The following is a 24630-nucleotide window of genomic DNA, read 5'->3' as shown; positions in this document are numbered from 1 at the left end:
GCCCAGGTCCTCACCGAAGTGATCGAAACGAGCCTTTGGGGAATCGAAACCTTCGATCGCATGGAGTGCGGCGATCTCATCCAGGAGTTGCTGGAGCGGCGCTTGCGTCGATACCTCATCTGGGCGCTCCAACTTGCCCGAGCGAGGACGCTTCGCACCAACGCACAAGTCTGGGAGATGCTCGGCGAGCGACTGTTCGTCGAGTTGGCTCCACTCCGAAAGCGCTTCGACAACCAGCAAGACACCCTCATCGCCGAGGCCCCGCCGGAAGCAGAGTTGTTCGTCGTCTATCGAAGCCGCCTCATGAGGCTGCATCGGAGGCCAGGATTCGAGCCTGCTTCGCTGGTGGAGGTTGTGCGTCGGTTTGATCGAACAGTGCTCTTCTCGATGATGGATTTCGTCGCGGAGCAAGAGCATTCAATCCTCACTCCGTGGGTCGAGTGAGGATTCGCCAAGCGTGGTTCGCAGTGAGACAAAAACACAGAGAGAGGGAGGATGATATGCAGATTCGACAGGCCGTTCATGATTTCATTTCCGCGCTCGAACTCACCCCGAAAGAGAGTGCCAGTGCTAGCGAGCAGCACACGTATCTGCGAGATGGACTCGTCAAGCAACTGGAGATCGACCCTGACCAGTATCCATTTCTCACGGGCTCTTATGCTCGCAGCACTGCCATCCGTCCTCTCAAAGACATCGACATGTTCTGTGTCTTGAGGCGGACTTCTCGCCATGCCCCGAGCCACAGCAGCCCGACGTCGGTTCTGGGAATCATTCGTGAAGCGCTTGAGGCGCGGTATCCGGGTAAGACCGCTGAGCCACAGAATCGCTCGGTGAACATCGAATTCAGCGGCACCGGGATCGCTTACGATGTCGTCCCTGCATTCCTGGATGAGGCGGACAGCGACGTCTTCTTGATTCCGGATGTTCAGGCGCAAAGCTGGATCCGATCCAATCCACGTATTCATCAAGAACTGTCAGTGCAGGCGAACGCGGCTGCGGAAAGTGAACTCAAGCCTCTAACCAAGGCGGTCAAGCACTGGAACCGACTGCAGCCGGACGGAGCGCGGCTTCGGTCGTTCCATATTGAGGTGATGATTTGGGATGTACTGAGGACGAAAGCCGAAGACCGGCTCGACGGGCTTATCCAGATCTTTGAAGGACTCGCTGCTCGTGTGCTTCTCGGCACGCCGGACCCTGCCGGCCTGGGGCCCGACATTGACAAGGGGGTGTCTCAGGCGGAGCGTATGGCCGCGAAGCTCGGTCTGGAGAAGGCCGCTACTTCCCTGGTGGAGGCGAGACGCCTCGCTCAGGCAGGACACACGGAGCGGGCCCACGGCCTGTTGTATGGGCTCTTCGGGGATCCCTACCCAGAGAAGGGAGAAAGCACGCGTACGGCCGTGACCGGCGTTTCGTTGACGGTCCCTTCCGCACCCGATGGTCATGGATCCCGATTCGGGTAGAGACTCATGTCCTTTCCAGCGAGTGACCAACGCCGTTGGCTGAAGGAGGTGCGTCTCCTTCAGTCGCGACACCCTCAAATGCATCGACTCGGCGTTCGGCCGGTGGCATTCGTCGAGGGGGCGATTGATACCGCAACCGGCCCGCGCCGGTATCGGCTCGTATGGCCGCCGGAGTTTCCTTTCCGCCCGCCAGCAGTCTGGGAGGCATCGGGGGATGGCTCGACCAGCATTGACCACAGCGCCCACGGGTTCGTGCTTCATGATGGAAGTCTTTGCTTGTTTGCCCATGACCCCGAGAAGGGGTGGAAGCCGGAGTACACGGCGGCGGATGCGTTAGATCGGCTCGTGGAGTACCTTGAGATGGAGGGCCGTGGCGAATTCCCTCGCGTCGAAGAACTTCCTCTGACGCTCCGTTCAATCAGACTCTCGATACCACCATCTCTCGCGACAGAACTTCGACGAGGGGGACCCTGGGGAATGTGGAGTGCCCAGGCGCGGAAGGACCTGAGTCTTCTCCGCATGAAGAGCGTGGATGGCACCTCTCCCTCGTCAATCATCTCAAGCCCCGTCCATGCGGAACTGGATACACGATGGGTGATCGCGCTGGGCTTGAGTCAATCCGTGGATGGGCTGTGGTGCAGGATAGACAAGGCCGTGGAGCACGTTCCTACGTCTCGTCACGAGATCGAGGAATGGATACGACAGCAACTCCCAAATGCCCAGGCGAGGCAGTTGTTCCAGTCCCTTCCGCTGGTACTGTTGGTCTTGAATAATGGCCTGAGATTCGTGCGCAAGCGGATGCCTGGACCGCTGGATGGCGTCCCTGGAGGCCGCCTTGTCTATGTAGAGCCTGTTGAAGAGGACATCGAGGAGCGCATCTTCAACCGAGTCGAGGGGCGCATAAGTCGCGTGGTGCTTCGGGACGCGCAGGTCGCTGTGGTTGGGGCAGGGAGCCTCGGGAGCAGTATTGCGGTTGCCCTTGCGAAGGCGGGAGTCGGGAAGTTTGTCCTCTTCGATCCTGAGCAGCTTACCGCTGAGAACGTGGCACGGCATGTGGGGGGCGTTGGGGAGATTGGGTTGCCCAAGGTGGCTGTTGTCGCGCGAGCGATCCATCGGGTCAACCCCACTGCCGAAGTGGTCGAGGTGCCAGCGGCTCTCTCGTTGGAGCCAGAGGGATGGGGACACGATTCGACGCTACGCCTGCTCCAGGTCGTCCGAAACACGGGAGGAATCGTTGTCTGCGCCACCGCGACGGCTGATGCGGAGCGCATGGTGAACTATCTATGTGTCACACACAGGTGCTCTGCGGTCTTTTCCGCGGTCCTGGGGCGTGCCGAGCATGGACGAGTCTTCAGGGTAATTCCGGGGGTGACGCCCTGTTACCAGTGCGTGTTGCTCGCCCAGCACGCGGACCCTGGTCGATTCCCTCGCTTCGACCGTGTCGACATGGGCGTCCCAGCCTATCGGCAGCCAGGGCTCCCCGGCCTGGGGATGGATGTTGATCAGGTCGCGCTGATTGCCGCTCGCATGACGCTGCAGACGCTACTGGAGCGGAGTGGGGATGCGGACAGTTATCCCAAAGCCCACGGAGACCACCTCCTCTGGTCCAATCTTGGAGGATGGGTCGTAGATGGCCCTCTTCAGGCAAGGGTCGAGCAGGTCCCACGAGAGGGTAGCTGCCCTGTGTGTGGGGAAGGGTCGAGACAGGACTTGTCGCCAGAGGAAGAACGCGAGTTGTCCATCCTTCAACAACGCCTCTTGGGGCCCTCCTGACAAGGGTGGGGTAGAGGCGCTCTACGGTCGTGGATTCTAAACCGAAGTTCGTGATTCTCGATCAGGCTGAAGGGCGGGAAGTGCGCGGGAAGAGGGAGCAGGGGCACTTCTCGTTCGGCTCTGTGTGCGCAGAAGACCTGAGAGCGAGAAGGCCCTGCCCGAGGGCAAAGGTAGGCAGTGGCTGAAGAGGAAGCAGCGGCAGGCGCTGCTGAGGTGGGGTGAGAGGAGCGGCTGCCCGCTCACCATGCGGCGGTGCATGGCCGTGGCGGCCGTGGGGCGGGGAGCCTCATGCAACGCGGCAGCCCGGGAGTTGGGTTGTGCAACCTCCACCGTCGTCAGCGCAGTGCGCCGCTACCGGGAGGACGGACGCGGAGCGCTACGAGACAGGAGGGAGGGCAACGGCCAGCGCAAGGTAGACGAGCGATTCCGAGAGAGGCTGGCGCGGGTGCTGGTGGGAACGCCCGAGGACTGGGGCTGGTGCCGGCCCACCTGGACACGGGAGTTGCTGTGCCTGGAGCTTGAGCGCCGCGGGCTGCCCCAGGTCTCCGTGGCGACCATGGGCCGCGCGCTCACCTGGCTCGGCGCGCGGCGCAAGGCCGCCAGGCCCATCGTCAAGTGTCCCTGGCCCGCGTGGAAGCGTCGGCGCCGGCTCTACGAGTTGAAGTGCCTGCATGCACACACGCCCCCCGAAGAGCCCGTGCTCCACGTAGATGAGGTGGACATCCATCTCAACCCCAAGGTCGGACACGACTGGTGTCTTCCGGGGCAGCGTCGGGTGGTGGTGACCCCGGGCAACAACCAGAAGCGCTTCCTGGCTGGAGCGTTGAATGTCCGGACGGGAAAGCTGACGTGGGTGGAGGGCAAATCCAAGGCCAGCGACCTCTTCATCCAGTTGCTCTGGCGGCTGGCGGGGGAATACCGGCGCGCTCGTCGCATCCACCTCGTGCTGGACAATGCAGCGGTCCACACCAGTCAGAAGACTCGCAAGGCGCTGGTCCAACTCAAAGAGCGCATCGTGCTCCACTTCCTGCCGCCCTACTGCCCCCAGGGCAACCGCATCGAGCGCGTGTGGCTCGACCTGCACGCAAACGTCACGCGAAACCACCGCTGCCGCACCATGGCCCAGCTCATGGTGCGGGTACATGCCTACCTCGACGCGCGGAATGCACAGCGCTCAGCCTGTCCATCCCTGCGGCGAGCCGACCTCAGGCGCGCCTCCTGACGTCGTGCGAGAATCGAGATCGTTGGTTTAGGGCAAGGCCAAGTGGCTCCGTCCTCCGGACACAATCCTGTCCTCATGTTCAGTGATTTCCAGGGGCGCGCCGGCGACTTGCTCTGCATGAAGGTGCCGTGCCTACATGAACTGCTTATCAGTGATTTTTTTGAGGAACTGTCACCCCCGCGAACAGGATCCTGGAGATCAATGCCTACATGAACAGCCCTTCAGTCATTTTTCAGCCCTCTCAAGCCGCGGTCACACAGGGGCCGGGACTCGTGCCTACATGCACGAACCATCAGGTAGGCATGCGTGAGGGGAGGGCAGAGCCAGGATAAAGACAGACATGTTTTACGGCTCAATGGTAGACACGTCTGTCTTTGCCTTGGTTCGCTGAGGAACTACTCGCCCGCGCGCTGGCGGTTGAGCCGGTCGTAGTGGCGGTAGCCCAGCTTGTCGAGCGCGCTCGGCGGCGCGAGGCCGATGTCCACGAGCGTCTTGATGTCATACGTCCCCGCGAGCACCGGCGGCGCGTAGCTGCGGATGGCCGAGGGCGTGCGGAACTTCTCCAGCGGGAACAGCACCGCGCTGGTGTGCACATGCACGAAGTGCGCGGCGGACTGCCGCTGCCAGCCAGCGACTCCGGGCGCCGTAATCACGTGGGGCGTCGCCAGGAACGTGCCGCCCGTGAGGATCTCCAGCTGCTGTCCCACCTGCGCCACGATGCAGCCCGCCGGCGCGGTGCCACGGACCTTGCGGCCCTGCGGATCCTCGTCCGTCGCGCGCGTGCGCAGATACAGCCCGCTCTTGTCATCCGGGCTCGGCGCCGGCTTGCCCTCGGGGTTCAGGAACCGGCCACCGGGCAGCAGCGTGAGCAGGTTGAAGTCCGTGTGCTCCTCGCCCCAGACGATGTCCGTGTTCACCTGCTCCGGACGCAGTGGCAGGTACTGGAGCGCGCGGGTGATGTGCGGAGCCCGCTCGCAGAGCGCGGTGAAGGTGTCCTCGGGCAGCCCCAGCGCCACCGCCGAGCCTCGCAGCAGCTTGAGGCCCGCCTCGTGGAGCGAGCGCCCCAACGTCACGATGCCTTCCTGGAAGTACTCCGGCGCGTCGGGCGGCCAGACGTTCTCCGGATACAGCTCCGGGAACTCCATCGCCGCCACCTCGTCGTTGGGGTAGGGCGCGACGAAGTAGCACTCCTTGAAGTCCGGCTGCCCATTGCCGGCGACGGCCACCTCGGTGTTCGGCGGCGTCCAGCCCCGCTGGTACCAGAGCTCCGCGCGACCGTAGGGCTTCTTCGCCTCCGCCGAGCGCGCGATGAAGGCCGCGAAGGCGTCGTAGTAGCGATGGAGCGCCTGCGTGTCGACGCCGTGGTTCTTGATGTACACGAGACCGAAGACGCCAAACGCCTCACGCAGCGCCGCAGCGGCGCGCTCGATGCGGCTCGCCTCGCCGGAGGCAAGGTCTGCAAGGTCGACAGTGGGGATGTTCAGCGAAGAGGTCTCGGCCATGGTTCCCCCAGGTTTATCGCTCCTGGCGACCAAAAGGGAGGGCCTCGTGGGTGCCACTACCCCTGGTATCAGCGCCCCTCCCCAGACAGGGCCGAACCACCAGGGCGCACCCTCACCGCACCACCGGCAACGGGAAGCTCCAGGGCTTCCCATCCGAGGCCACCGCGTGGCCCGTCACCTCCGCCGCCCCATGCCCTTGTCGCTGGGGCTTGAACGTCGCCTGAGGATTCCTCGCGGACGCCTGCCCGCCATGGAACACCGCGAAGCGCGCCGCCACCGCTCCCACCGTCGTCAGCACGTCCGCCGCCACCTGCTTCCAGCGCTGCCGCCCCGGGAGGGCCTCCACCACCAACCCCGCCACCGAGCAGGCCCGGGAGGTCTTCCAGAGCGCCCCCGAGAGGCCCTCGGACAGCGGCCGGGCGACCTCCGGGGCACGGCGAGCGTCGAGCTCCACTGCGTGCGCCATCACCACCTCCGCGGCCTTGCCCGCGAGGCGATACGGCCGCAGCACGTCCGCCTCACGCTCCGTGTGCGGCGCCAGGGACAGCAGGCTCCCCGCGCTCGCGCTCGCCGACGCCATGAAGAACAACGGCAGGGTGCGCCGCGTGGACTGCCACAGCGGCACCGCCGTGTTGTTCAGCAACACCGCCGTGTAACCCGCCAGCGGCATGCCCAGCATCGCGGCCGAATACCCCGCGACCTTGCCCGTGACACCGAGCACACCTCGCGAGCGACCCAACACCAGTCCCACCGTGTTGAGTGCTCCCGACAGCGCCAGCACCCACGATCCCACGCTCATCGGTGACGTGGGCCGGAACACCCGGAGCATGTTCAAGAAGCGCGTCGGGCGGCCGAGGTCGGCGATCAACAACCCGGCGCTGACCATGTCTCCCGCCGTCCCCAGCAGCGCGCAGCGCCGCGCGAGCCGCTCCATCGACTTCTCGCCGAGCACGTCGATGGCCAACCCCAGCAGGCTCGCCGCGCCCGCGACTCCGCCCACGAAGAGATACGCGGGCACGGTGGCGATCCACACCGGCTGCTTGATGGCGGCCAGCCCGTGGTAGCTCGGCGCATCCACCGTGTCCGCGACGAAGTGGGAAGGAACCCGAGCCTGGAACCCATGGGTCGGATTGGCGCTGTCCAGGTCCATCACCCGCTGCTGTGCGCCCTCGCCGAGCAAAGTCCCCAGGTCCGGGTTCACATTGCGGCCATCCGAGCGCCGCTGGAGCTTGTCCAGGAAGGTGTCTTCGGCGTCACGCGCGCTCATGGGTTCCCCCGGCGGCCGAGCAGCACCGCGCCCACGGCCATGGCCGCCATCCCCAGCGCCCCCACGGCCACCGCGCCCCAGGCCTGTCCGGCCTTCATCGTCGGGACGACGGGGTCGGGCGGCAGGTTGTAGACCTCCGGGCGATCCACGAGCAGGAAGAAGGCGTTGAGCCCGCCCGTTCCCGGCTGGTTCGTCGCGTCCTTCCCGTAGAGATAGGCGCTGATGATGCCCTGCGAGTGCAGCTCACGCAGGCGGTTGTCCGCGCGCTCGTGCAGCACGTCGAGGTCTCCGTAGACGATGGACTCGGTGGGACACGCCTTCGCGCAGGCTGGCGTCATGCCCTCGCCAATCCGGTCGTAGCAGAGGGTGCACTTCCAGGCCCTACCGTCATCCGGTCTCCGGTCGATGACGCCGAAGGGACAGCCCACCACGCAGTAACCGCAGCCATTGCAGACATCCGGCTGGACGTAGACCGTGTCGAACTCCGTGCGGACGATGGCGCCCGTGGGACACGCCTCCAGACACCCCGCGCGCTGACAGTGTTTGCAGACGTCCGACACCATCAACCACGAGAAGTCGCCCACGCCCGTCGAGTGGCCCGGCATCGGCACCGGCCGCTCCACGAAGGCCACGTGCCTCCAGGTCGAGCAGCCCAGATCCCCGGTCTGGTCGTAGGACATCCCGGTGAAGTGGAAGCCGTCATCGGGGAGCTGGTTCCATTGCTTGCAAGCCACCTCACAGGCCTTGCAGCCGATGCACACCGTCGAATCGGTGAAGAAGCCCTTGCGACTCATGCGCTATCGCTCCTCGTCCTTCTTCTCCTGCCAGGGGACATGGTCGACGTCGCCCGCGGCGAGGCTGTCGCGTCGGTGCGGCGCCAGGTCCGAGGGCAGGGCGGGAGGCGTGGCACCCGTCGCCGCCCGGGCCCGCGTGGCGTGGCGGCCCGCGATGAGGTCGCAGGTGAGCGCCTTCGACTCCTGGATGTCCACGTTGGGGTCGGCGACGAAGCCCAGCAGCTCATTCGCCCCATCCCCGCGCGAGCGGCCCGTCACGCCCCAGTGATACGGGATGCCCACCTGGTGCACCGACGTGCCGTTGAGCTTCAGCGGACGCATTCGCTCGGTGACGAGCACGCGGCACTCCAGGTCTCCGCGCGCTGTGCGCAGCGTGGCCCAGCCGCCGTTGCTCAGCCCCCGCTCGCGCGCCAGCTCGACGGAGACCTCGCAGAACTGCTCCGGCTGGAGCTCGCTGAGCCAGGACAGCCAGCGACTCATGCCGCCCGCCGTGTGGTGCTCGGTGAGCCGGTACGTGGTGAGGATGAAGGGGTAGCGCGGGTCACCCCACGCGCGGTGGTAGGGGTTGCCCTTGCGGTGCCACTCCAGCCGCGTCGGATTGCACTGCTGCCCGTAGAGCGCGTTCTTCACCGGCGACTCCATGGGCTCGTAATGCGTGGGCAGGGGGCCATCGAGCATCCCGCTCGGCGCGAAGAGCCAGGCCTTGCCGTCGGCCTGCATGATGAATGGGTCATCTCCCGCCAGGGACTCGATGCCCTTGGCGCCGGGAGGAGGGCGATGGTCCGGAGGTCGGTCCGCGATGCAGTCGGGGACATCCTCGCCGGTCCACTTCCGCTGCGTCTCGTCCCACCAGACGTACTTCTTCCGCTCGCTCCAGGGACGGCCCTGCGGGTCCGCGGAGGCCCGGTTGTAGAGGATGCGGCGATTGGCGGGCCACGCCCAGCCCCACTCGGGCGCCACCCAGGTCTGCTCGTGCCCTGGCTTGCGGCGCGCTGGCTGGTTCACGCCCTCCGCGTAGGCTCCGGAGTAGATCCAACATCCGCAGGCGGTGGAGCCGTCGTCCTTCAGCGCGGTGAAGCCGCTCACGGGCTGGCCATCTGTCACGGTGTAGCCGTTGATCTCCCGGAGCACCGCCTCGGCGCTCGGTTCCTCGAGTGCGCCGTGGGTCGGGTAGTCCCATGTCAACTGGCGCAGGGCCTGGTCCCTGGGCGCTCCCGAGGCCGCGTACAGCCGCTTGAGCCTCCGGCCCAGGTGGAAGGTGAAGTGCAGCTCGCTGCGCACGTCCTCGCGGGGCTCCACCGCGGCGTGGTGCCACTGGAGCATCCGCTGCGTGTTGGTGAAGGAACCGTCCTTCTCCGTGTGCGCGGCGGCCGGGAAGAAGAAGACCTCCGTGCGGATGTCCTCCGTCTTCACGTCGCCGCGTTGGACCTCGGGGGCCGTGCGCCAGAACTCGGCCGTCTCGATGAGCGTGAAGTCGCGCACCACCAGCCACTCGAGCTGACGCAGGCCCTTGCGCTGGAGCGCCCCGTTCATGGATCCCACCGCGGGGTTCTCGCCCATCACGAAGTAGCCCTTGATGCGGCCCTCGGCCATGTCGACCACCGTCTGCATGTGCGAGTGATTGCCGGTGAGCCGGGGCAGGTGCCGGAAGCCGAACTCGTTCTCCTCGGTCGCCGCGTCCCCGAACCAGGCCTTCAAGAGCGAGACGACGTACTTGGGGAAGTTGTTCCACCATCCCGTGCTGGACGTGTGGGACGCCAGGTAGTCGGCCAGGGCAGGGGACTGCGTGGCGCTCGGCATGGGCAGGTAGCCGGGCAGCAGGTTGAACAGGGTGGGGATGTCCGTGGAGCCCTGGATGGACGAGTGCCCGCGCAGCGCGAGGATGCCGCCGCCGGGCCGGCCGATGTTGCCCAAGAGGAGCTGGAGGATGGTCGCGGTGCGGATGTACTGCACGCCCACCGAATGCTGCGTCCAGCCCACCGCGTAGCAGAAGGCCGTGGTGCGCTCGCGGCCGGAGTTGTCGCAGAGCGTCTGGGCGACCTTCAGGAACTGCTCCTCGGGGACGCCGCAGACCTTGGCGACGATGGCCGGGGTGTAGCGCTGGAAGTGGCGCCGGAGGACCTGGAACACACAGCGCGGGTGCTGGAGCGTGGGGTCCTTGATGGCCTCGGTGATGAGGGTGGCGTGCGTCTCGCCTTCACCCGCGCCGGGCTCCGCGTAGAGTTCCTTGTGGCCGGACGCGGGAGTGGGGCCCTCGACGCCCTCGTAGCTCCAGGAGCTGACGTCGTACTTGTTCTCCTTCGGCAGGAAGCCGCTGAAGAGCCCGTCCAGGTCCTCCGTGTCCTGGAAGTCCTCGCGCACCAGGTTGGCGGCGTTGGTGTAGTGGACGACGTACTCCTTGAAGTAGCGCTCGTGCTCGAGCACGTAGCGCACGAGCCCTCCCAGGAACGCGATGTCCGAGCCGACACGGATGGGCACGTGCTGGTTCGCCACGGCGCTGGTGCGCGTGTAGCGAGGATCCACGTGGATGACCGTCGCCCCCCGGGCCTTGGCCTCCATCACCCACTGGAAGCCCACCGGGTGACACTCGGCCATGTTGGAGCCCTGGATGAGGATGCAGTCAGAGTTCCGCAGGTCTTGTTGGAAGGTCGTGGCTCCGCCACGTCCCAGCGTGATGCCCAGACCGGGCACCGTCGATGAGTGTCATATGCGGGCTTGATTCTCCACCTGGACGATGCCGAGGGCGGTGAAGAGCTTCTTGAGGAGGTAGTTCTCCTCGTTGTCGAGCGTGGCGCCGCCCAGGTGCGCGAGGCCCAGCGTGCGCTGGACGATGAAGCCGTTGACGTCGGTGTCCTCCCAGGTCTCGTCGCGGGTGCGCTTCACGCGCTCGGCGACCATGTCCATGGCCTGCTCCAGCGGGAGGCGTTCCCACTCGGAGCCGCCAGGACGGCGGTAGAGCACGTGCTGGACGCGGTGGGTGCCGGTGACGAGCTGGAAGGTGGCGGAGCCCTTCGGGCACAGGCGGCCCCGGGAGATGGGCGAGTCGGGGTCGCCCTCGATGTCGATGATGCGCTCGTCCTTGACGTAGATGTCCTGTCCGCAGCCCACGGCGCAGTAGGGGCAGACGGATTTGACGACGCGGTCCGCGCGAGCGGTGCGGGGCTCCAGCGTCCGGCTGCGCTCCGTCATGGCCGTATCACCGAGCGCCTTGACGTCGCCGCGCGCGATTTGACGCAGCACGGGCCAGCGGAGCATCAGATCGAGGATTCCCACGGCGGACCTCCCGGTCGGCGTCATGCCGGCGCGCGTCCGGATGATGGGGGCGAGCGCGCATGAAACAGTGGCTCTGAGCGGCGCGGTCACCCGCACACGTCAGGGGCCTGACGGTTCCGAGGATGAGTTGTCTTCAGTTGGATGGCTGTTTCAGGTCGACCCCGCACCCGGCTGTCGTCATCCCCCGCACCGCACGGGAATGAGAGTCGTTCCGTCGGACACCCTTCGGGTTGTTGCTGAACATTGCGCTGATTATCGTGCGTGGATGCGAGCAGAGATTCCGCGGATAGGCATTCCCTATCCGTCTGACATCAGCCCGGATGCGGAGGCCTGTCGCGCGCACACCTCGCGGTGGCCGTCATCGACTTCATGGCCTGGGGCCTCATCTTCGACGCCCCGTTCGACGGACCGCTGGGCCGAAACATCGAGGCCAGCCGCGCCTTCGAGGAGGCCGTTACAGCGACTCCGAGCAGCTCCGCTCCAAGGACGGCGCGTGGCCATGGGGCTCGCTGCTCCACCCTTCTCGGGAGCAAGCCAAGGCGTCGTGACGACAGCCAACAGGAGGGTTCCATGCACAGCCGCGTTCCTCGAATCGACCTTCGCTACGTCGCGGGCATCAGCCCTGACGTCGAGGCCACTCGGGCGCATACCCTGCATTGGCTGGCCTTCCAGGGACTCATCGTCCAGCCCGAAGCCCTGCGGACCTATGACGCGAGCCGGTTCGACCGGCTGTCCGCGAGGATGTGTCCGAACAGCCGGGGGGCGGGCCTCGACCTGGTGAGCGACTGGATGGGGTGGCTCTTCGTCTTCGACGACCAGTTCGATGGACCGATCGGCCTCGACCTCGAGGCGACCCGCGCCGTGCTGGACGAACTGTTGGCGGTGATCCAGGGCTCGACCCCCCAGCGGTACCCCTCATCGCGCCTGGGCGCCGCCCTGCTGGAGTTGTGGGGGCGTTCGACCGCTGGCGCGAGTGCGTCCTGGAAGGCACGGTTCACCCAGGACCTCGCCGGGTACTTCGAGTCGTACTACCAGGAGGCGCGTGAGCGCACGCAAGGATGGCCCGTGGACCTCGAGACCTATCTGCGCACGCGACGGCTCTCGATCGGCGTCCTGCCGAGCCTCGACATCTGTGAACGCTCCGAGGGACTCGACGTTCCGCCCGCCGTGCATGGCACGGAGGACATGACGACGCTGCGCTCGCTGTGCACGGACGTCGTGGTGATGGTCAACGACATCTATTCAGCGCCCAAGGAGGCCGCGAGCGGGCAGATGCACAACATGGTGCTTCTCCTGATGCATCACGAGGGCTGTGGGCAGACCGCCGCCATGGACCAGGTCGCGGGTGAAATCGCGAAGCGGGTGGAGACCTTCGCGGCCGTGGAGCGGCGGGTACGACAGGGCATCCAGAGCACCGAGACCTGGAGCGTCATCGACCGCGACATCGCCGCGATCAAGAACCTGATGCAAGGCACCACGGACTGGACCCGCGAGACGGCTCGCTACGCACAGCCGTCTCAGGGGGCTCGGGAGAGGGTGACGGGATAGGTCCTCGTGTCGCGCCGGATGATCAGGATGGCGGGGCTGCCCGGCGCCCCCAACTCACGCTCACGTGCCTCTCCCGCCGTCAGCACCGTGGCGCCATCGATGGACTGGACGATGTCTCCCACGCGAAGCGCATCGCCGTGCATGCTCTCGAGCACGCCGCGCACCAGGACGTCGTCTCCGGCCATCCCGAAGAAGATGCCCAGCCGCCCCGGCTCGATGCGCGGTGGGCCCAGCTTCCAGTCGCCCACATCCTGGCTCTTTCCCACCGCCAGCGTGAGCTTCTTCTCCGCGCGCTCCGTCTTCTCGCTCCAGGCGATGAGCCGGTGCTGGCCCGGCGCGACATCCTCCACCCGGAACCGCCCATCCGCGCCCGTGGGCGCCGACGTCAGGCCATCCACGTCCACGAAGGCCTGGGCAATGGGCTTGCCTGCCTTGTCGACCAGCCGGCCCGAGATGGCGCCGCCCGCCTCCACCACGACGTCGACCTGGGTCGTCTGGCCCGCGACGCTCATCGTGTCCGCCTTGCCCGCGCGACCGTCGGGCAGCGTCACGGACACCGTCACGGCGCCTGGGTTGACGTCCTCGACCACGAAGCGATCTCCCGCGAGCTCCAGCTCCTGTCGCGACAGGAAGTCGTCCTCGCTCTTCGTCGCGGAGACCACCAGGCGGAAGCCCTCGATGCTCCGGCCTCCCGCCGAGCGGACCGCCCCCGTGAGCCGCCCTCCGGGCTGGAGCTGGATGACCAGCGATCTCTGCGTGGCCGGCACGGAGGGCAGGTCGCCCCGGCGCCCGCCATTCGTGGCCCAGATGTGCAGCGGCTGGGTGCCCAGTGAGTCGGCGACCAGCGTCACCTGTCCCGAGGCATCCGTGGAGTCCTCGAGGAAGATCTCGTTCTTGCCCGCCTCCGCCCCCATGACGGTGGCCGAGACACTCGGCGCGCCATTGGGTTCCAGCACCGTGACGGAGAGGGGACGCTCCGCCTCGCGGACCTGCAGGTCCACGCGCTCGGTCGCGCCCGCCTTCAGGTCGACGACCTTCTCCTGGTCGCTGTTCTGGTTGCCCACGTCGACGAGCCATGCGGCGACGCGGTAGCGCCCGGCTCGCACTCGCATGCTCCAGGTGCCGTCCGCCGCGGTGGGGATCTGATGTGCCTCCGTGCGCGCCGTGTCCGCGAGCTGCGCGAAGACCGTCACGGCCGCCGTGGGCACGCGCCCGTCCGCGAGCTTCACGGTTCCCTCGAGCGTGCCTTCGCCCCCCAGCTTGAGCTTCACCTGATGTGTCTGGCCGGGGCTCACCGCCACGCGCTCGCGGACATGGAGCTGACTGCCCGGCCGGCGCGCGGCGACGAAGACGTCACCCGGCGGGACGTCCTCGAGCACGAAGGCACCCTGTGCATCCGTCACCGACGTGAGCACGCCTTCCATGGGCATCATCCGCCAGCGACGCTCGGGGGTGACCTGGATTCCCGCGAGAGGTTGGTCGCTGTCGTCGACGACCGTGCCCTCGATGCGTCCATTGGCGTCCAGTTCGGCCAACATCTCGAAGCGCTGACCCGCGAGCACCGTGATGCCTTCTCGCCGCAGAACCCGGAAGCCCTTCGCCCGGACCGTCACCGAATAGGAACCCGGTGCGAGGTTCCCCGCATCGAAGCGTCCGTCCGCGCCGCTCGTGGCGCTCGCGACCTCGGCGGGGGCGGCGTCGAAGGTCGCCACCATGGTGCCCGGGGCGATGGACACCGTGGCTCCCGCGATGGGCACGGAGGTGCCCTTGCCGCGCACGATTCCCGTGAGAGACGCAGCGGCGCCCAGTCGGATGCGGACGTCACGGAGGGTCATCCCCGCGCCAACGACCGCGCGCTCCCGCGCGGTGCCCGTCAGCGCATCCAGCCGCGCCGACACTTGATAGACGCCCGGGGGCACATCGAGCGAAAACCCACCGCCCGCGCTGGTTTCCGTCTCGAACGTCTCGCCCATGCCCGTGGCCGTGACGCGAGCCCCCGCCGCGGGCTTGCCCTCCGGCAGCTCGACGAATCCCTCGATGAAGGCCGAGCCATCGAGCTCGACGACGAGTCCGGAGGCCGGAGCCTGGACCCGGGCGATGCGCCGGGTCGAGTGGGCGGGCGCAGTGACCTCGAGCTGGTATTCGCCGGGCGTGAGTCCTTCGCAGCGGAAGAGGCCGCGCTCGTCGGCCGAGGCTTCGTGACGTTCCTCCTCCGGTACGGAGGTGGTCGCGACGGAGGCGGAGGCCAGCACCGTGCGCGGCGTGAGCGTGAGCCTCGCGAGAGGGACGGGGGCCTTCGAGGCGCGCTCGACGACCGAGCCCGACAAGGTCACACCCTCGCCAAGGGTGAGGCGTACGGGCGTGAGTGCCTCGCCACGAGGACGGGTGAGCGACAGCCTCGCGGTGGCGAACCCCCGCGCCTTCGCGGTGACGAGGTACGGACCGGGCCTCGCGGGGAGTCGCAGCGTGCCCGTGGCGTCCGTGGTTCCTCGCCCCGCGACGAACCACGTGGGGCGGCCTGTCTCAGGTGAACGCGGCCCCTGGACGTAGAGCGATACCTGCGCTCCCTCGACGGGCCGCGAGCTTCCGTGGACTTCGACCTGGACGGTCCCTTCCTCCTCGCGCATCGCTTCGGCGACCGGAGGTGTCCCTGTCGCGGGAGCCTGGGCCACGGTCCCTCGCGGGGTGGAGGGTGACGCAGGCTTCGCCTTGGCCGACTCACCAGGAGAGGCGGAGTCGGACGCGGGGGGAATCGAGGCGTCTCCCCCCTCTGTCGACGCCGCGCGCCAGATGAAGAGCACACCCACGAGCGCCAGGCCGATCGCCACCGCGAAGACAGTCTTTCGACTCATTGTCCCTCCCGCGCTCATTCTCTCGCCAGACGGACCGGGAGTGCCAGTCCCTCGGCTGTTCGCCGCGACGTTGCAGGAACTCCGAGCGCTCGTGACTCGACGAAGACCGCATCCGACGTCCCAGGTCCGTCGCGCCCGCGTGAACACCGTGCAGCTCGTCGACAGCCTTCCGGTGGAGACACTGAGGCGGCTGCGCGCGGCGCTGCCCGCTGTGAAGCTGGTGCAGGTGGTCCACGTGGTCGATGCCGCGTCCGTGGAGGAGGCTGGTGCCGTCGCTCGCGAGGTGGATGCCCTGCTGCTCGACTCCGGCAACCCGTCCCTCGCGGTGAAGGAGCTGGGTGGCACCGGCCGCGTGCACGACTGGTCCCTCAGCCGGCGCATCCGTGAGGCGGTCGCCGTCCCTGTCTTCCTGGCCGGGGGCCTCAAGCCCGAGAACGTGGCGGAGGCGATTCAATCCGTGGGACCGTTCGGCCTGGACGTGTGCAGCGGACTGAGGACTTCGGGGGCGCTCGACGCCGACAAGCTCCAGCGCTTCATGCGCGCGGTGCGGGCCGCCGAAGGCTGAGTCGACGCGGGAAGGGCCCAGGGGAGGACAGCGGGCCTGGGCCCTCGGGCGATACCGGGCCTCCGCCAGCCTGCCTATCTCCCGCTTCCCACCGTCCCCAGCGAGGTAGCCCCATGTCGGACCGTCCCGCGACGCTCGTGCTGTCTGGTGGTGGAGGCAAGGGCGCCTTCCAGGTGGGCGCCGAGCGGGTGCTGCGTGAGGTGCATGGCTTCCGCTGGGAGCGCGTCTTCGGCGTCTCCGTGGGCGCGCTGAACGGCGCCGTCATCGCCCAGCGCGAGTACGAGCGCCTGACGGACCTCTGGATGAACCTCCGCGAGTCGGACGTGTACCGGAGATTCCCCTGGCTCGTCGTCGCCCTGCGCATCGGCCTGCTCAACAAGCTGGGCATCTATGACAACACGCCCTTGAGAGATCTGGTCGAGCGCAACCTCGCCGGAAGGCCCTTCGCCATCCCCGCCCACGTGGGCCGCGTGTCGCTCACCTCGGGGCAATACGAGCTGGTGTCGAGCGACGCGAGCGACTTCCTCTCCGCCGTCTGGCAGAGCGCGACCATGCCCGTCATCTGGGAGCCCATCGGTCCCCAGGCCATCGTCGACGGAGGCCTGCGCAACGTGACGCCGCTGGGCGACGCGCTCGGGTACTCGCCCACGGAGATCGTCGTCATCGCCTGTTCTTCCTCGCGACTGGAGCCCGTCCGCCATCCCGCCAACATCCTGGACGTGGCCCGTCGGAGCCTCACGGACATCACCCTCAACGAAATCCTGATGAACGACGTGGATGTCTTCGTGCGCATCAATGACATGGTGAGACAGGCCCATGAGCAGGGGACTTCGCTCCGCGCCCCGGACGGCAAGCCGTATGTCTATTGCCGCATCACCGTCATCGAACCCACCGCGCCCATGGGCGATACGCTCGACTTCTCCCCGGAGATGATTCGCATGCGCCTGCGCCACGGCGAGGACCGGGCCCGCGCGGTGATGCGGCCGACAGGCGTGGGCCCCGGAGAGCGCATGCCCCCGCGCATCGCCGCCCAACTGGAGCCCATCCTCCATTCCTGAGCCGCCATTTCGAAATGTGGGGGCGGCTGGCTACGATGCCTCCCGCCCTGCCGCAACCGGGGCGCGGGAGGAGCACGGTGGGTGAGCTTCAGCGAGTGGCGGTGTCCGGACCTGGCGCGGAGGACTCCGCGACCGAGCGCCTCGCAGCCCTGGTCCGTCGGGCGCAAGGCGCCTCGGAGGAGGAGCGAGGACTTCTGGCCGAGGACATCAACACGCTGCTGCTCCAGTTGCCCTCCGCGCCCGACCCCCAGCGCAGCGCGACGCTGGTGCGCTCCTACCTGGAGACACATGCCCTGGCGGGGCTCGGCACGCCGACGATGCCGTCGACCATCGCCGCCACCCAGGCGCTGCTGAGCCTGGGCTACCCCGATGCGCTCACGCTGACACCCGAGGAACTCGACGCCCTGCGCCAATGGCAACGGCAGCGCTTCGCGGTCCCCTGGCTCATCCTCCTCGTGACGTTGTTCGGGGTCATCCTCGTCCAGCTCTTTTTCCTGACCATGGGCTCGGAGAACGCGCTCTTCGTCCGCTTCAACGCGACGCTCCGGGCCCTGTCCGGCGAGCCCCCGGCGCCGCCCACCCTCATGGAGCTCCATGAGGAGCTCGTGCGGAACTCGGCCTACCGGTTGCTGTTCGCCCAGTTCGTCGCGGGCGCGGCGGCCTTCTTCTACTCGGTGACCGCGGGCCGTCGGCGCGGCGGCCGGGCACGCGCGCGACGCGTCTTCCTGACGCTGGCCGGAGTCGGGGCGGCCATGGCCCTGTTCCAGCTCCCCGCGAACGGGTGGATCGCCGCCACCACCTTCACCGCCGCCGCGGGCGCCTTCTTCTGCGCCGCCAGGCTGAAGCCGACCTGAAGGGGCCGTGACCGGCGACTCGTGACGTCTCTGTTGAAGATTACGTCGGACACCTGATGTACACGGTTCCCATGACCTTCAACTTGATGCGGTATCTACCGCTTTCCGTCTTCCCCTGATGTTGGGCTGTGGAACCCCCGCCGACGAGAAGCCCGCCGCGGTGCTGATGACGCGCGCGCAGGCCCTGATGACGGGGACTCCGGCGTCCACGGGCGTGCTGGCGTTCCTCAACAGCCGCTCGACGACGGTGGCCGTGCTGGACAACGAGGTGCCGCTCAACGCGCTCACCGCGCAGAGCCTGGTCGCGTACCGCAACGGGCCGGACGGCATCGAGTCCACGGCGGATGATCGCCACTTCGTCTCCATCGCCCAGGTGGACGCGGTTCCGCAGGTGGGCCCGGCCGCGCTGGAGGCGCTGGAGGCCTATGTCCGGGGCACCGGCCGCGTGGAGATGCCGCTGGACGAGCAGGTCGGCATCTTCCACGGCATCGCGTTCAACCTCGCCGAGGCCCGCCGGGTCATCGCCGCCGCGAACACGGCGCCTCTCAACGTCCTGCAGGGCACCGTGGGCCTGAGCGCGGCCCAGGCGCAGGCCGTCATCGACGCGCGCCGCATCGACCACCTGGTGGAGCTGTCCCGCCTGCCGTTCATGGATGGCGCGGGGCTGCAGGCGCTGAAGAACCACGTCGCGCTCGCGCCGGAAGGTGACCCGTGCACCGGGCCGAACACGTGTCAGGCGGGCCTGTCGTGCACGGGCCTGGCCTTCGGAGGTCCCATCGCCTACGGCCGCTGCCGCAACACGGCGTACGTGCCGGGCGACGGCGACAGCTGCTCCGTGCTGCGTCCGTGTGCCGCGGGCCTGACGTGCTCGGGGCCCCAGTCCGGCGCGGAGGACGGGCTCTGCCGTCCGTCGTGGATGGCGGGCACGTTCACGAACCACGCGGACCTGTCGCTGCCGGCCTCGACGACGACGCCCTGGGTGTCCACGGTGGGCGTGGTGGGGCTCGCGACCGTGCCCGAGGACATCACCGTGGAGCTGGACCTGGTGCACGCCCAGCCGTCGAAGCTGGTGCTGACGCTCGAGGACCCGGGTGGTGAGACGGCCCTGCTGTGGGACGGCCCCAACGAGGGCGTGCCCCCGGCGCGCATCCCCGTGACGCGGGGCATCCCGCGCGACGGCACCATCAACGGCAAGTGGCTCCTGCGCATCTCCAACCCCACGGGGCAGGGCAGCGGCACGCTCCGCTCGTGGTCCGTGAAGCTCACCAGCCGCTGGGACTGAGGTCGGAGGGAACCTCCGGGGCCGCGCGGGTGTCCGCGCCCGCGCGCGCCTCCACTCAATACGTGGCAGGGACGCCGCTGCTCTTGGCCTGAGCGGCAGGCACCGCCGCGGCCGTCGCGCTCCGCAGCTCGGGAACCGTCGAATCCCCTCGCGCATCAGATGGCGGTGAAGGGACTTCCGGAGCCTCATTGAGCTCCTTGTAGAAGCGACGGCCGATGAACACGCCCAACACCAACGACAGGACCAGGCCCGCGGCGGACACCGCGGTCATCACCGTGCGTCCCTGGGCCAGCCCGCTGCCGAACTGCGCGGTGAGGAAGGTGCCGGGAATGGTGCCGAGCATCACCCCGGCCACCGAGGGCCAGAACCGCGCGCCACTGGCGGCGGCCGCGGCCAGCATCACGTCGGTGGGGCACAGCGGGTTGATGCACATGGTGAACGAGAAGAGGAAATCGTTGCGCTTCGCCGCGCGCACGAGCGCCGGGTACTTGCCGCCGGCCAGGCGCTTCATCGGCCGGGTCCCCAGCTTGCGTGCCAGCACGAAGAGCAACATGGCGGCCAGGAAGCTGCCCGTTAGTGAATAGAGGGTCGCTGCGAGCGTCCCGAACATCATCCCGCCCACGGCGGTCATGAGCTGCCCGGGCAGCAACGTCAGGGGACGTACGGCGAGGAAGGCGATGTATGCCAAAGGCGCCGCATCACCCAGTGGGGCCAGCAGATCCGAGAGATGTCGCTGGTCGATGAAGTCCGGCCCCAGGAGCCGGAGCGTCAACAGTCCACCCACGGACACGAGCATCGGGGCCAGGACCCGAAGCCATGTCTTCGCACCCTGCGCCACGCAACGCCTCCCCGCGGCACGAGAACGCGCGCCGCGGGCATGAAAGTGAGTGTCGGTTCGGGAATCGGCAATGCGGAGGGAATTGTTTTCAACAAGAGAGCGTCCTGCCGGGCATGCCTCCGCCGGGAAAGTAAGCAGGGCGAGCTTGACGAACCCACCGGAATCATTGGGGTTTTGGTGTGGTGGGTCAGGCGAGAACGGCTGGCGGTGTACGGAGCTTGCTTGCATCGGGGCGCTTCCGTCCCAAGGTTTCAGGCAAGGGGCAATCGCGGTGAGGGATGGGGGCAGGCAGCCAAGAGAGGAGAGGGCGCAATGTCGGACAAGGACAACAAGGGCAGCATGACGGTGGCCGAGGCGGGCCGTAAGGGTGGCGAGACGGTCCGGAACGAGCGAGGTCGCGAGTTCTACGAGACCATCGGTCGCAAGGGCGGAGCGACGGTGAAGGCGGAGCGAGGTCGCTCGTTCTACGAGGAGATTGGCCGCAAGGGCGGCGAGACGGTGAAGGCCGAGCGCGGCGCCAAGTTCTACGAGGAGATCGGCAAGAAGGGTGGCGACCGGGTCAAGGCCACCCGAGGGCCGAACTTCTACGAGGAGATTGGCCGCAAGGGTGGGCAGAAGGTGAAGAAGCTCATCGAGGAGGGCAAGCGCGCGGCCCGGGCCGCGATGGCGGCGACGCCGGAGGGCTCCGCGCCGCAGCAGGAGGGCTCCACGCCTCCGGCGGCTCCCTCCGGTGAGACGGCGGGCCCCGGCCAGAACGAGTAGCGTGGCCAACGGCACGCGGACCCGGTAAGACGGCCCGCGTGTACCTGGTCATCACGTTCCTCGAGCAGGTGGAAGGCACCGAGCGAGCCATCCGTCGGCTCCGGGAGTTTGGAATCCCGGAGCCGCTGGTGGTCCGAGCTCGCAGCGCGGCCGCGGCGCTGTCCGCCGAAGTCCCCGTGTTCGCGGGGCTTCGCAGTCTGGCCCTCGGAGCGGACGAGGACCGGGTGTTGTTGGTGAGCACCCTCCCTGGCGTGTCGGCCGAGGAGATGGAGCGGATGATCCAACGTGTCCAGCTGGAGATGGACGCGGATGATCCCCCGATGGGTCGGCTGGTAGCCCTCCCGGTGATCGCCGCCCCCACCCACCGGCGCTCGTGACGAGCGGGGCGTGGCCGGTGTAAGCAAGCCCCGTGCAAGCGCTGCTCGTCTTCCTCGCCATCGCGGCGCTCTCCCTGCTCGCATCGAGTCCGGCGTTGGACCCGGGGCGTTTCCCCGCGCTGGCGCGGCTGGCGGCGGGGGGATTCCTGTTCCTGTTGTTCGGCGTGGTGTTGGGGCCCTCGGCGGCGGGGGTGCTGTCCGCGGAGGACGTACAGCTGATGCGCCCGGTGATGGCGCTGGGGCTGGGCACCGCGGGCGTCATCCTGGGGTTGAACCTGGAGCCCCGGCTGCTGCGGCTGTTGCCCCGGCCGGTGTACGCGGCGGCGCTGGCGCACTCGGGCACGGCGTTCCTGTTCGTGGCGGTGCCGCTGGTGGTGCCCCTGATGCTGACTTCGCGGCCGTCCGTGGTGGCGGCGGTGGGGGCGGCGTCGCTCCTGGGCGCGGCGGCGAGCCTGTCCTCCGGACACTTCGCGGTGCTGGCGTACCGGGGCGGGCGGATGGACCGGGCGCGGGGGTTGGGCGTGGCGCTGTTGACGATGCTCGACGACGCGCTGGGGCTGGCGGTGCTGGCGGTGGCGCTGGTGTTGGGCGCGGGCTCCAACGCGGGTGAGGGGCTGGGGCTGGTGTGCCTGGCCATGCTGCTGGGCGTCCTGTGCGGCGCGCTGCTGGCGTTCCTGACGCGGGCGATGAAGGACCCGGCGGAGCTGACCACGGTGACGTTGGGCATGGTGGCGCTGGTGGGCGGCGCGGCGGCGTACCTGCGGGTGTCCGCGCTGCTGGCGGGCGTGGCGTGTGGGGCGACGCTGGCGCTGGTGGGCGGGCGCACGGTGGAGCGGGTGGCGCGCGCGCTGGGGCGGGTGGAGCGGCCGGTGTTCCTGGTGGTGGTGTTCCTGGTGGGCAGCGGGCTGTACACGCGCGACTGGGCGGCCTGGGCGCTGGTGCCGGGCTTCGTGGGGCTGCGGTTCCTGGGGAAGGTGGTGGGGGGACGGATGGCGCAGCGGCTGGCGCGGGGCGTGTTGGAGCTGCCGCCCCGGGTGGGCTACGCGCTCATCGCGCAGGGCGGGCTCGCGCTGTGCCTGGTGGCCGAATACGAGTTCCTGGTGCCGGGCACATTGGCGCGCCGGGTGTTGGACGTGGTGGTGGTGGGCGCGGTGGTGAACGAGCTGCTCGCGGGACCGGCGTTCCGCCAGGTCCTCTCGCCGCCGCCGCCGCGTGAGCCTCCGGAGTCCGCGGGCGTGGGGGTGGCCACATGAGGGGCGCGGTGCTGCGGTTGCTGCTCCTGGTGGGGCTGCTGGCCATCATCAGCCGCGCCCAGGTGCTGCGCGAGGACGCGGGCACGCCGGTGACGCTGGCGGCCGGCGCGCTGCTCTTGTGCGGCCTGTTCGCGGGCAAGGTGGCCAAGGGGCTGGGGCTGCCCCGGCTCACGGGCTACCTGCTGGTGGGCGTGGCGGTGGGGCCGTACGCGCTGGGCTTCATCCCGGGCGAGGGCGTCAAGGGGTTGGACCTGGTGAAGGGGCTCGCGGTGAGCCTCATCGCGCTGGTGGCCGGCACGGAGCTGCGGCTGGGGCTCATCCGCCGCGTGGGCGCGAGGGTGGCGCTCCTGTGCGCCGCGGTGTGCGGCGTGACGTTCGCCGTGTGCTTCGGGGCGACCTTCGCGCTCAAGCCGCTGCTGCCGTTCCTGGCGCCGATGTCCTGGCAGCAGGCGCTGGCGGTGAGTGCGCTGGTGTCCACGGTGGTGGTGTCGTTCTCGCCCACGGTGACCATCGCCATCGTCCAGGAGACGAGCGCGCGGGGCTCCTTCACGGAGTTCCTGATGGCGCTGGTCATCATCGGCGACCTGTTCGTCATGGTGGCGTTCGCGCTGGCGGCCGGCGTGACGCGGGCGAGCTTCGGCGGCGGGCTGGACGTGACGGGCCTGTTGAGCGGGGTGGGGTGGGAGCTGTTCGGCTCGGTGGTGGTGGGCGGGGTGCTCGCGGTGGTGATGCTCCTCTACATGCGAGGAGTGAAGCAGGAGCTGCCGCTGTTCCTGGTGGGACTGTCCTTCGCGGCGGCGGAGGGGGGCACGCGGCTGCACCTGTCCCCGCTGCTGGTGTCGCTGGCGGCCGGCGCGCTCATCGCCAACCTGGACGAGCGCGAGGGGGAGCGCATCCACCACGCCATCCAGCGCGCGGGGCTGCCGGTGTTCGCGCTCTTCTTCGCGGCGGCGGGCGCGGGGTTGAAGCTGGACGCGTTGATGACGGTGGGGCCGGCGGCGCTGCTCCTGGTGGTGCTCCGGGGGCTGGCCATCTGGTTCGCCTGTCGACGCTTCGCCCCCACGGATGACCCGCGGCTGAAGGAGTACCTGTGGATGGGGCTCATCTCGCAGGCGGGCGTGACGTTCGGCCTGGCGGCGCTGGTGTCGCGCACGTTCCCGACCTTCGGGCCCCAGGTGGAGGTGCTCATCGTCGCGATGATCACCGCGCACGAGCTGGTGGGCCCGGTGTTGACGCGACGTGCACTGACGGCCAGTGGCGAAGTCAGGACGGACGAGGCACAGGGAACCGCGTAGGCTTTTGGGCCGCACGCAGGAGGGACACACGAATCATGGCCGCACCCATCCTCGAGGTGGACATGGAGCACCCGTCGCCGCGCCACATCCAGCGCGCGGTGGAGGTGCTCGAGCGCGGCGGGCTCATCGCCTACCCGACGGACACGTACTACGGCATGGGCTGTGACCTGGGCTCGAAGAAGGCCATCGAGCGGCTCTACCAGCTCAAGGGACGCGACAAGAAGAAGCCCCTGTCCTTCCTCTGCCCGGACCTGTCGGACGTCGCCCGTTACGCTCACGTCAGCAATTTCGCGTATCGGACGATGAAGGGTCTCACTCCAGGTGCGTTCACCTTCATCCTCGAGGCGACGCGGCTGGTGCCCGATTTGATGATGTCGAAGCAGAAGCAGGTCGGCATCCGGGTCCCGGATGCCCCCCTGGCGCGCGAGCTGACGCGTGCACTGGGGCGCCCCCTGGTGACGACGTCGGTGAGCAATACGGACGGTGAGCCGCTCACGGACGCGCGGGAGATCAAGGACGCGTTCGGCCATGGCCTGGAGCTCATCCTCGACGGAGGCGTGACATTGAACGAACCGTCGACAGTGGTTTCACTCATCGGCGACACGCTTGAAATCCTCCGGCAGGGCAAGGGTAGGCTGGAGGACTGAAACTCGAA

Annotated in this window: 20 protein-coding genes; 14 read left to right on the top strand and 6 right to left on the bottom strand. The window is 68.2% G+C overall.

Annotated features, from left to right (window positions below; translation table 11 throughout):
- Nucleotides 1–18 precede the first annotated feature (18 nt).
- From OWM54_RS42460 to OWM54_RS42445, 4 genes are all read left to right on the top strand, one after another.
- Nucleotides 19–444: a hypothetical protein gene (locus OWM54_RS42460; protein ID WP_267701025.1), complete on the top strand. Its 426-nt coding sequence runs from the start codon at nucleotides 19–21 to the stop codon at nucleotides 442–444.
- Between the two features lie 56 nt (nucleotides 445–500).
- A complete protein-coding gene (locus tag OWM54_RS42455) occupies nucleotides 501–1460 on the top strand; it encodes a nucleotidyltransferase (RefSeq protein ID WP_267701024.1) in 960 nt (319 codons plus the stop codon).
- A gap of 276 nt (nucleotides 1461–1736) precedes the next feature.
- Nucleotides 1737–3233: a ThiF family adenylyltransferase gene (locus OWM54_RS42450; RefSeq protein ID WP_267701023.1), complete on the top strand. Its 1497-nt coding sequence runs from the start codon at nucleotides 1737–1739 to the stop codon at nucleotides 3231–3233.
- A gap of 244 nt (nucleotides 3234–3477) precedes the next feature.
- Nucleotides 3478–4455 carry an IS630 family transposase gene (locus OWM54_RS42445; RefSeq protein ID WP_324289178.1) on the top strand — a complete coding sequence of 326 codons (978 nt, stop codon included), beginning with the start codon at nucleotides 3478–3480 and terminating at the stop codon, nucleotides 4453–4455.
- A gap of 395 nt (nucleotides 4456–4850) precedes the next feature.
- On the opposite strand, the gene OWM54_RS42440 is transcribed toward OWM54_RS42445, so the two are convergent.
- From OWM54_RS42440 to fdh, 4 genes are all read right to left on the bottom strand, one after another.
- On the bottom strand, nucleotides 4851–5957 hold the full coding sequence (locus OWM54_RS42440) for an isopenicillin N synthase family dioxygenase (RefSeq protein ID WP_267701021.1): 1107 nt from the start codon (nucleotides 5955–5957) through the stop codon (nucleotides 4851–4853).
- A 112-nt stretch (nucleotides 5958–6069) separates the two neighbouring features.
- The gene (gene nrfD / locus OWM54_RS42435; protein ID WP_267701020.1) at nucleotides 6070–7224 is read right to left on the bottom strand and encodes an NrfD/PsrC family molybdoenzyme membrane anchor subunit; all 1155 of its coding nucleotides are present in this window, start codon (nucleotides 7222–7224) and stop codon (nucleotides 6070–6072) included.
- Nucleotides 7221–8018 (bottom strand): 4Fe-4S dicluster domain-containing protein, encoded by a 798-nt coding sequence (locus OWM54_RS42430; RefSeq protein ID WP_223748627.1) that lies wholly within the window; start codon nucleotides 8016–8018, stop codon nucleotides 7221–7223. Before OWM54_RS42430 ends, nrfD begins: the two co-directional genes overlap by 4 nt.
- 3 nt (nucleotides 8019–8021) lie before the next feature.
- On the bottom strand, nucleotides 8022–11273 hold the full coding sequence (fdh, locus tag OWM54_RS42425; RefSeq protein ID WP_420715397.1) for a formate dehydrogenase: 3252 nt from the start codon (nucleotides 11271–11273) through the stop codon (nucleotides 8022–8024).
- A 588-nt stretch (nucleotides 11274–11861) separates the two neighbouring features.
- Here fdh and OWM54_RS42420 point away from each other — a divergent pair.
- Nucleotides 11862–12839: a terpene synthase family protein gene (locus OWM54_RS42420; RefSeq protein WP_267701018.1), complete on the top strand. Its 978-nt coding sequence runs from the start codon at nucleotides 11862–11864 to the stop codon at nucleotides 12837–12839.
- Here the strand turns inward: OWM54_RS42420 and OWM54_RS42415 are convergent.
- The gene (locus OWM54_RS42415; protein ID WP_267701017.1) at nucleotides 12809–15691 is read right to left on the bottom strand and encodes a carboxypeptidase regulatory-like domain-containing protein; all 2883 of its coding nucleotides are present in this window, start codon (nucleotides 15689–15691) and stop codon (nucleotides 12809–12811) included. The genes OWM54_RS42420 and OWM54_RS42415 overlap by 31 nt on opposite strands.
- 91 nt (nucleotides 15692–15782) lie before the next feature.
- On the opposite strand from OWM54_RS42415, the gene OWM54_RS42410 reads away from it, so the two are divergent.
- The 4 genes from OWM54_RS42410 to OWM54_RS42395 all read left to right on the top strand — a co-directional run bounded on the left by OWM54_RS42410 (nucleotide 15783) and on the right by OWM54_RS42395 (nucleotide 19450).
- A complete protein-coding gene (locus OWM54_RS42410) occupies nucleotides 15783–16256 on the top strand; it encodes a phosphoribosylanthranilate isomerase (protein WP_267701016.1) in 474 nt (157 codons plus the stop codon).
- Between the two features lie 113 nt (nucleotides 16257–16369).
- A complete protein-coding gene (locus OWM54_RS42405) occupies nucleotides 16370–17314 on the top strand; it encodes a patatin-like phospholipase family protein (RefSeq protein ID WP_267701015.1) in 945 nt (314 codons plus the stop codon).
- Between the two features lie 77 nt (nucleotides 17315–17391).
- Nucleotides 17392–18168, top strand: coding sequence for a hypothetical protein (locus tag OWM54_RS42400; protein WP_267701013.1), 777 nt, complete (start codon nucleotides 17392–17394; stop codon nucleotides 18166–18168).
- Between the two features lie 118 nt (nucleotides 18169–18286).
- The gene (locus OWM54_RS42395; RefSeq protein WP_267701012.1) at nucleotides 18287–19450 is read left to right on the top strand and encodes a proprotein convertase P-domain-containing protein; all 1164 of its coding nucleotides are present in this window, start codon (nucleotides 18287–18289) and stop codon (nucleotides 19448–19450) included.
- Nucleotides 19451–19505: 55 nt separating this feature from the next.
- Here OWM54_RS42395 and OWM54_RS42390 read toward each other — a convergent pair whose 3' ends face one another.
- Nucleotides 19506–20246, bottom strand: a complete 741-nt coding sequence (locus OWM54_RS42390) for a TVP38/TMEM64 family protein (RefSeq protein WP_255653314.1) — start codon at nucleotides 20244–20246, stop codon at nucleotides 19506–19508.
- 354 nt (nucleotides 20247–20600) lie between these two features.
- Between OWM54_RS42390 and OWM54_RS42385 the strand changes: the two genes are divergently transcribed.
- From OWM54_RS42385 to OWM54_RS42365, 5 genes are read left to right on the top strand one after another with little or no spacing between them, the layout of a single operon-like run.
- Nucleotides 20601–21050, top strand: coding sequence for a general stress protein (locus tag OWM54_RS42385; protein ID WP_141324348.1), 450 nt, complete (start codon nucleotides 20601–20603; stop codon nucleotides 21048–21050).
- A gap of 38 nt (nucleotides 21051–21088) precedes the next feature.
- The gene (locus OWM54_RS42380; protein ID WP_046713755.1) at nucleotides 21089–21427 is read left to right on the top strand and encodes a hypothetical protein; all 339 of its coding nucleotides are present in this window, start codon (nucleotides 21089–21091) and stop codon (nucleotides 21425–21427) included.
- Between the two features lie 32 nt (nucleotides 21428–21459).
- Entirely contained in the window at nucleotides 21460–22680 is a 1221-nt protein-coding gene (locus OWM54_RS42375; protein ID WP_248542684.1) for a sodium:proton exchanger, read from the top strand.
- Nucleotides 22677–23975: a cation:proton antiporter gene (locus OWM54_RS42370; RefSeq protein ID WP_223748618.1), complete on the top strand. Its 1299-nt coding sequence runs from the start codon at nucleotides 22677–22679 to the stop codon at nucleotides 23973–23975. Before OWM54_RS42375 ends, OWM54_RS42370 begins: the two co-directional genes overlap by 4 nt.
- 35 nt (nucleotides 23976–24010) lie before the next feature.
- A complete protein-coding gene (locus tag OWM54_RS42365) occupies nucleotides 24011–24622 on the top strand; it encodes an L-threonylcarbamoyladenylate synthase (protein WP_223748617.1) in 612 nt (203 codons plus the stop codon).
- Nucleotides 24623–24630: the final 8 nt, after the last annotated feature.

The sequence above is a fragment of the Myxococcus sp. MISCRS1 genome, from assembly GCF_026626605.1.
GTDB lineage: Bacteria > Myxococcota > Myxococcia > Myxococcales > Myxococcaceae > Myxococcus > Myxococcus fulvus.
This window is presented reverse-complemented; position numbering and strand designations above follow the sequence as displayed.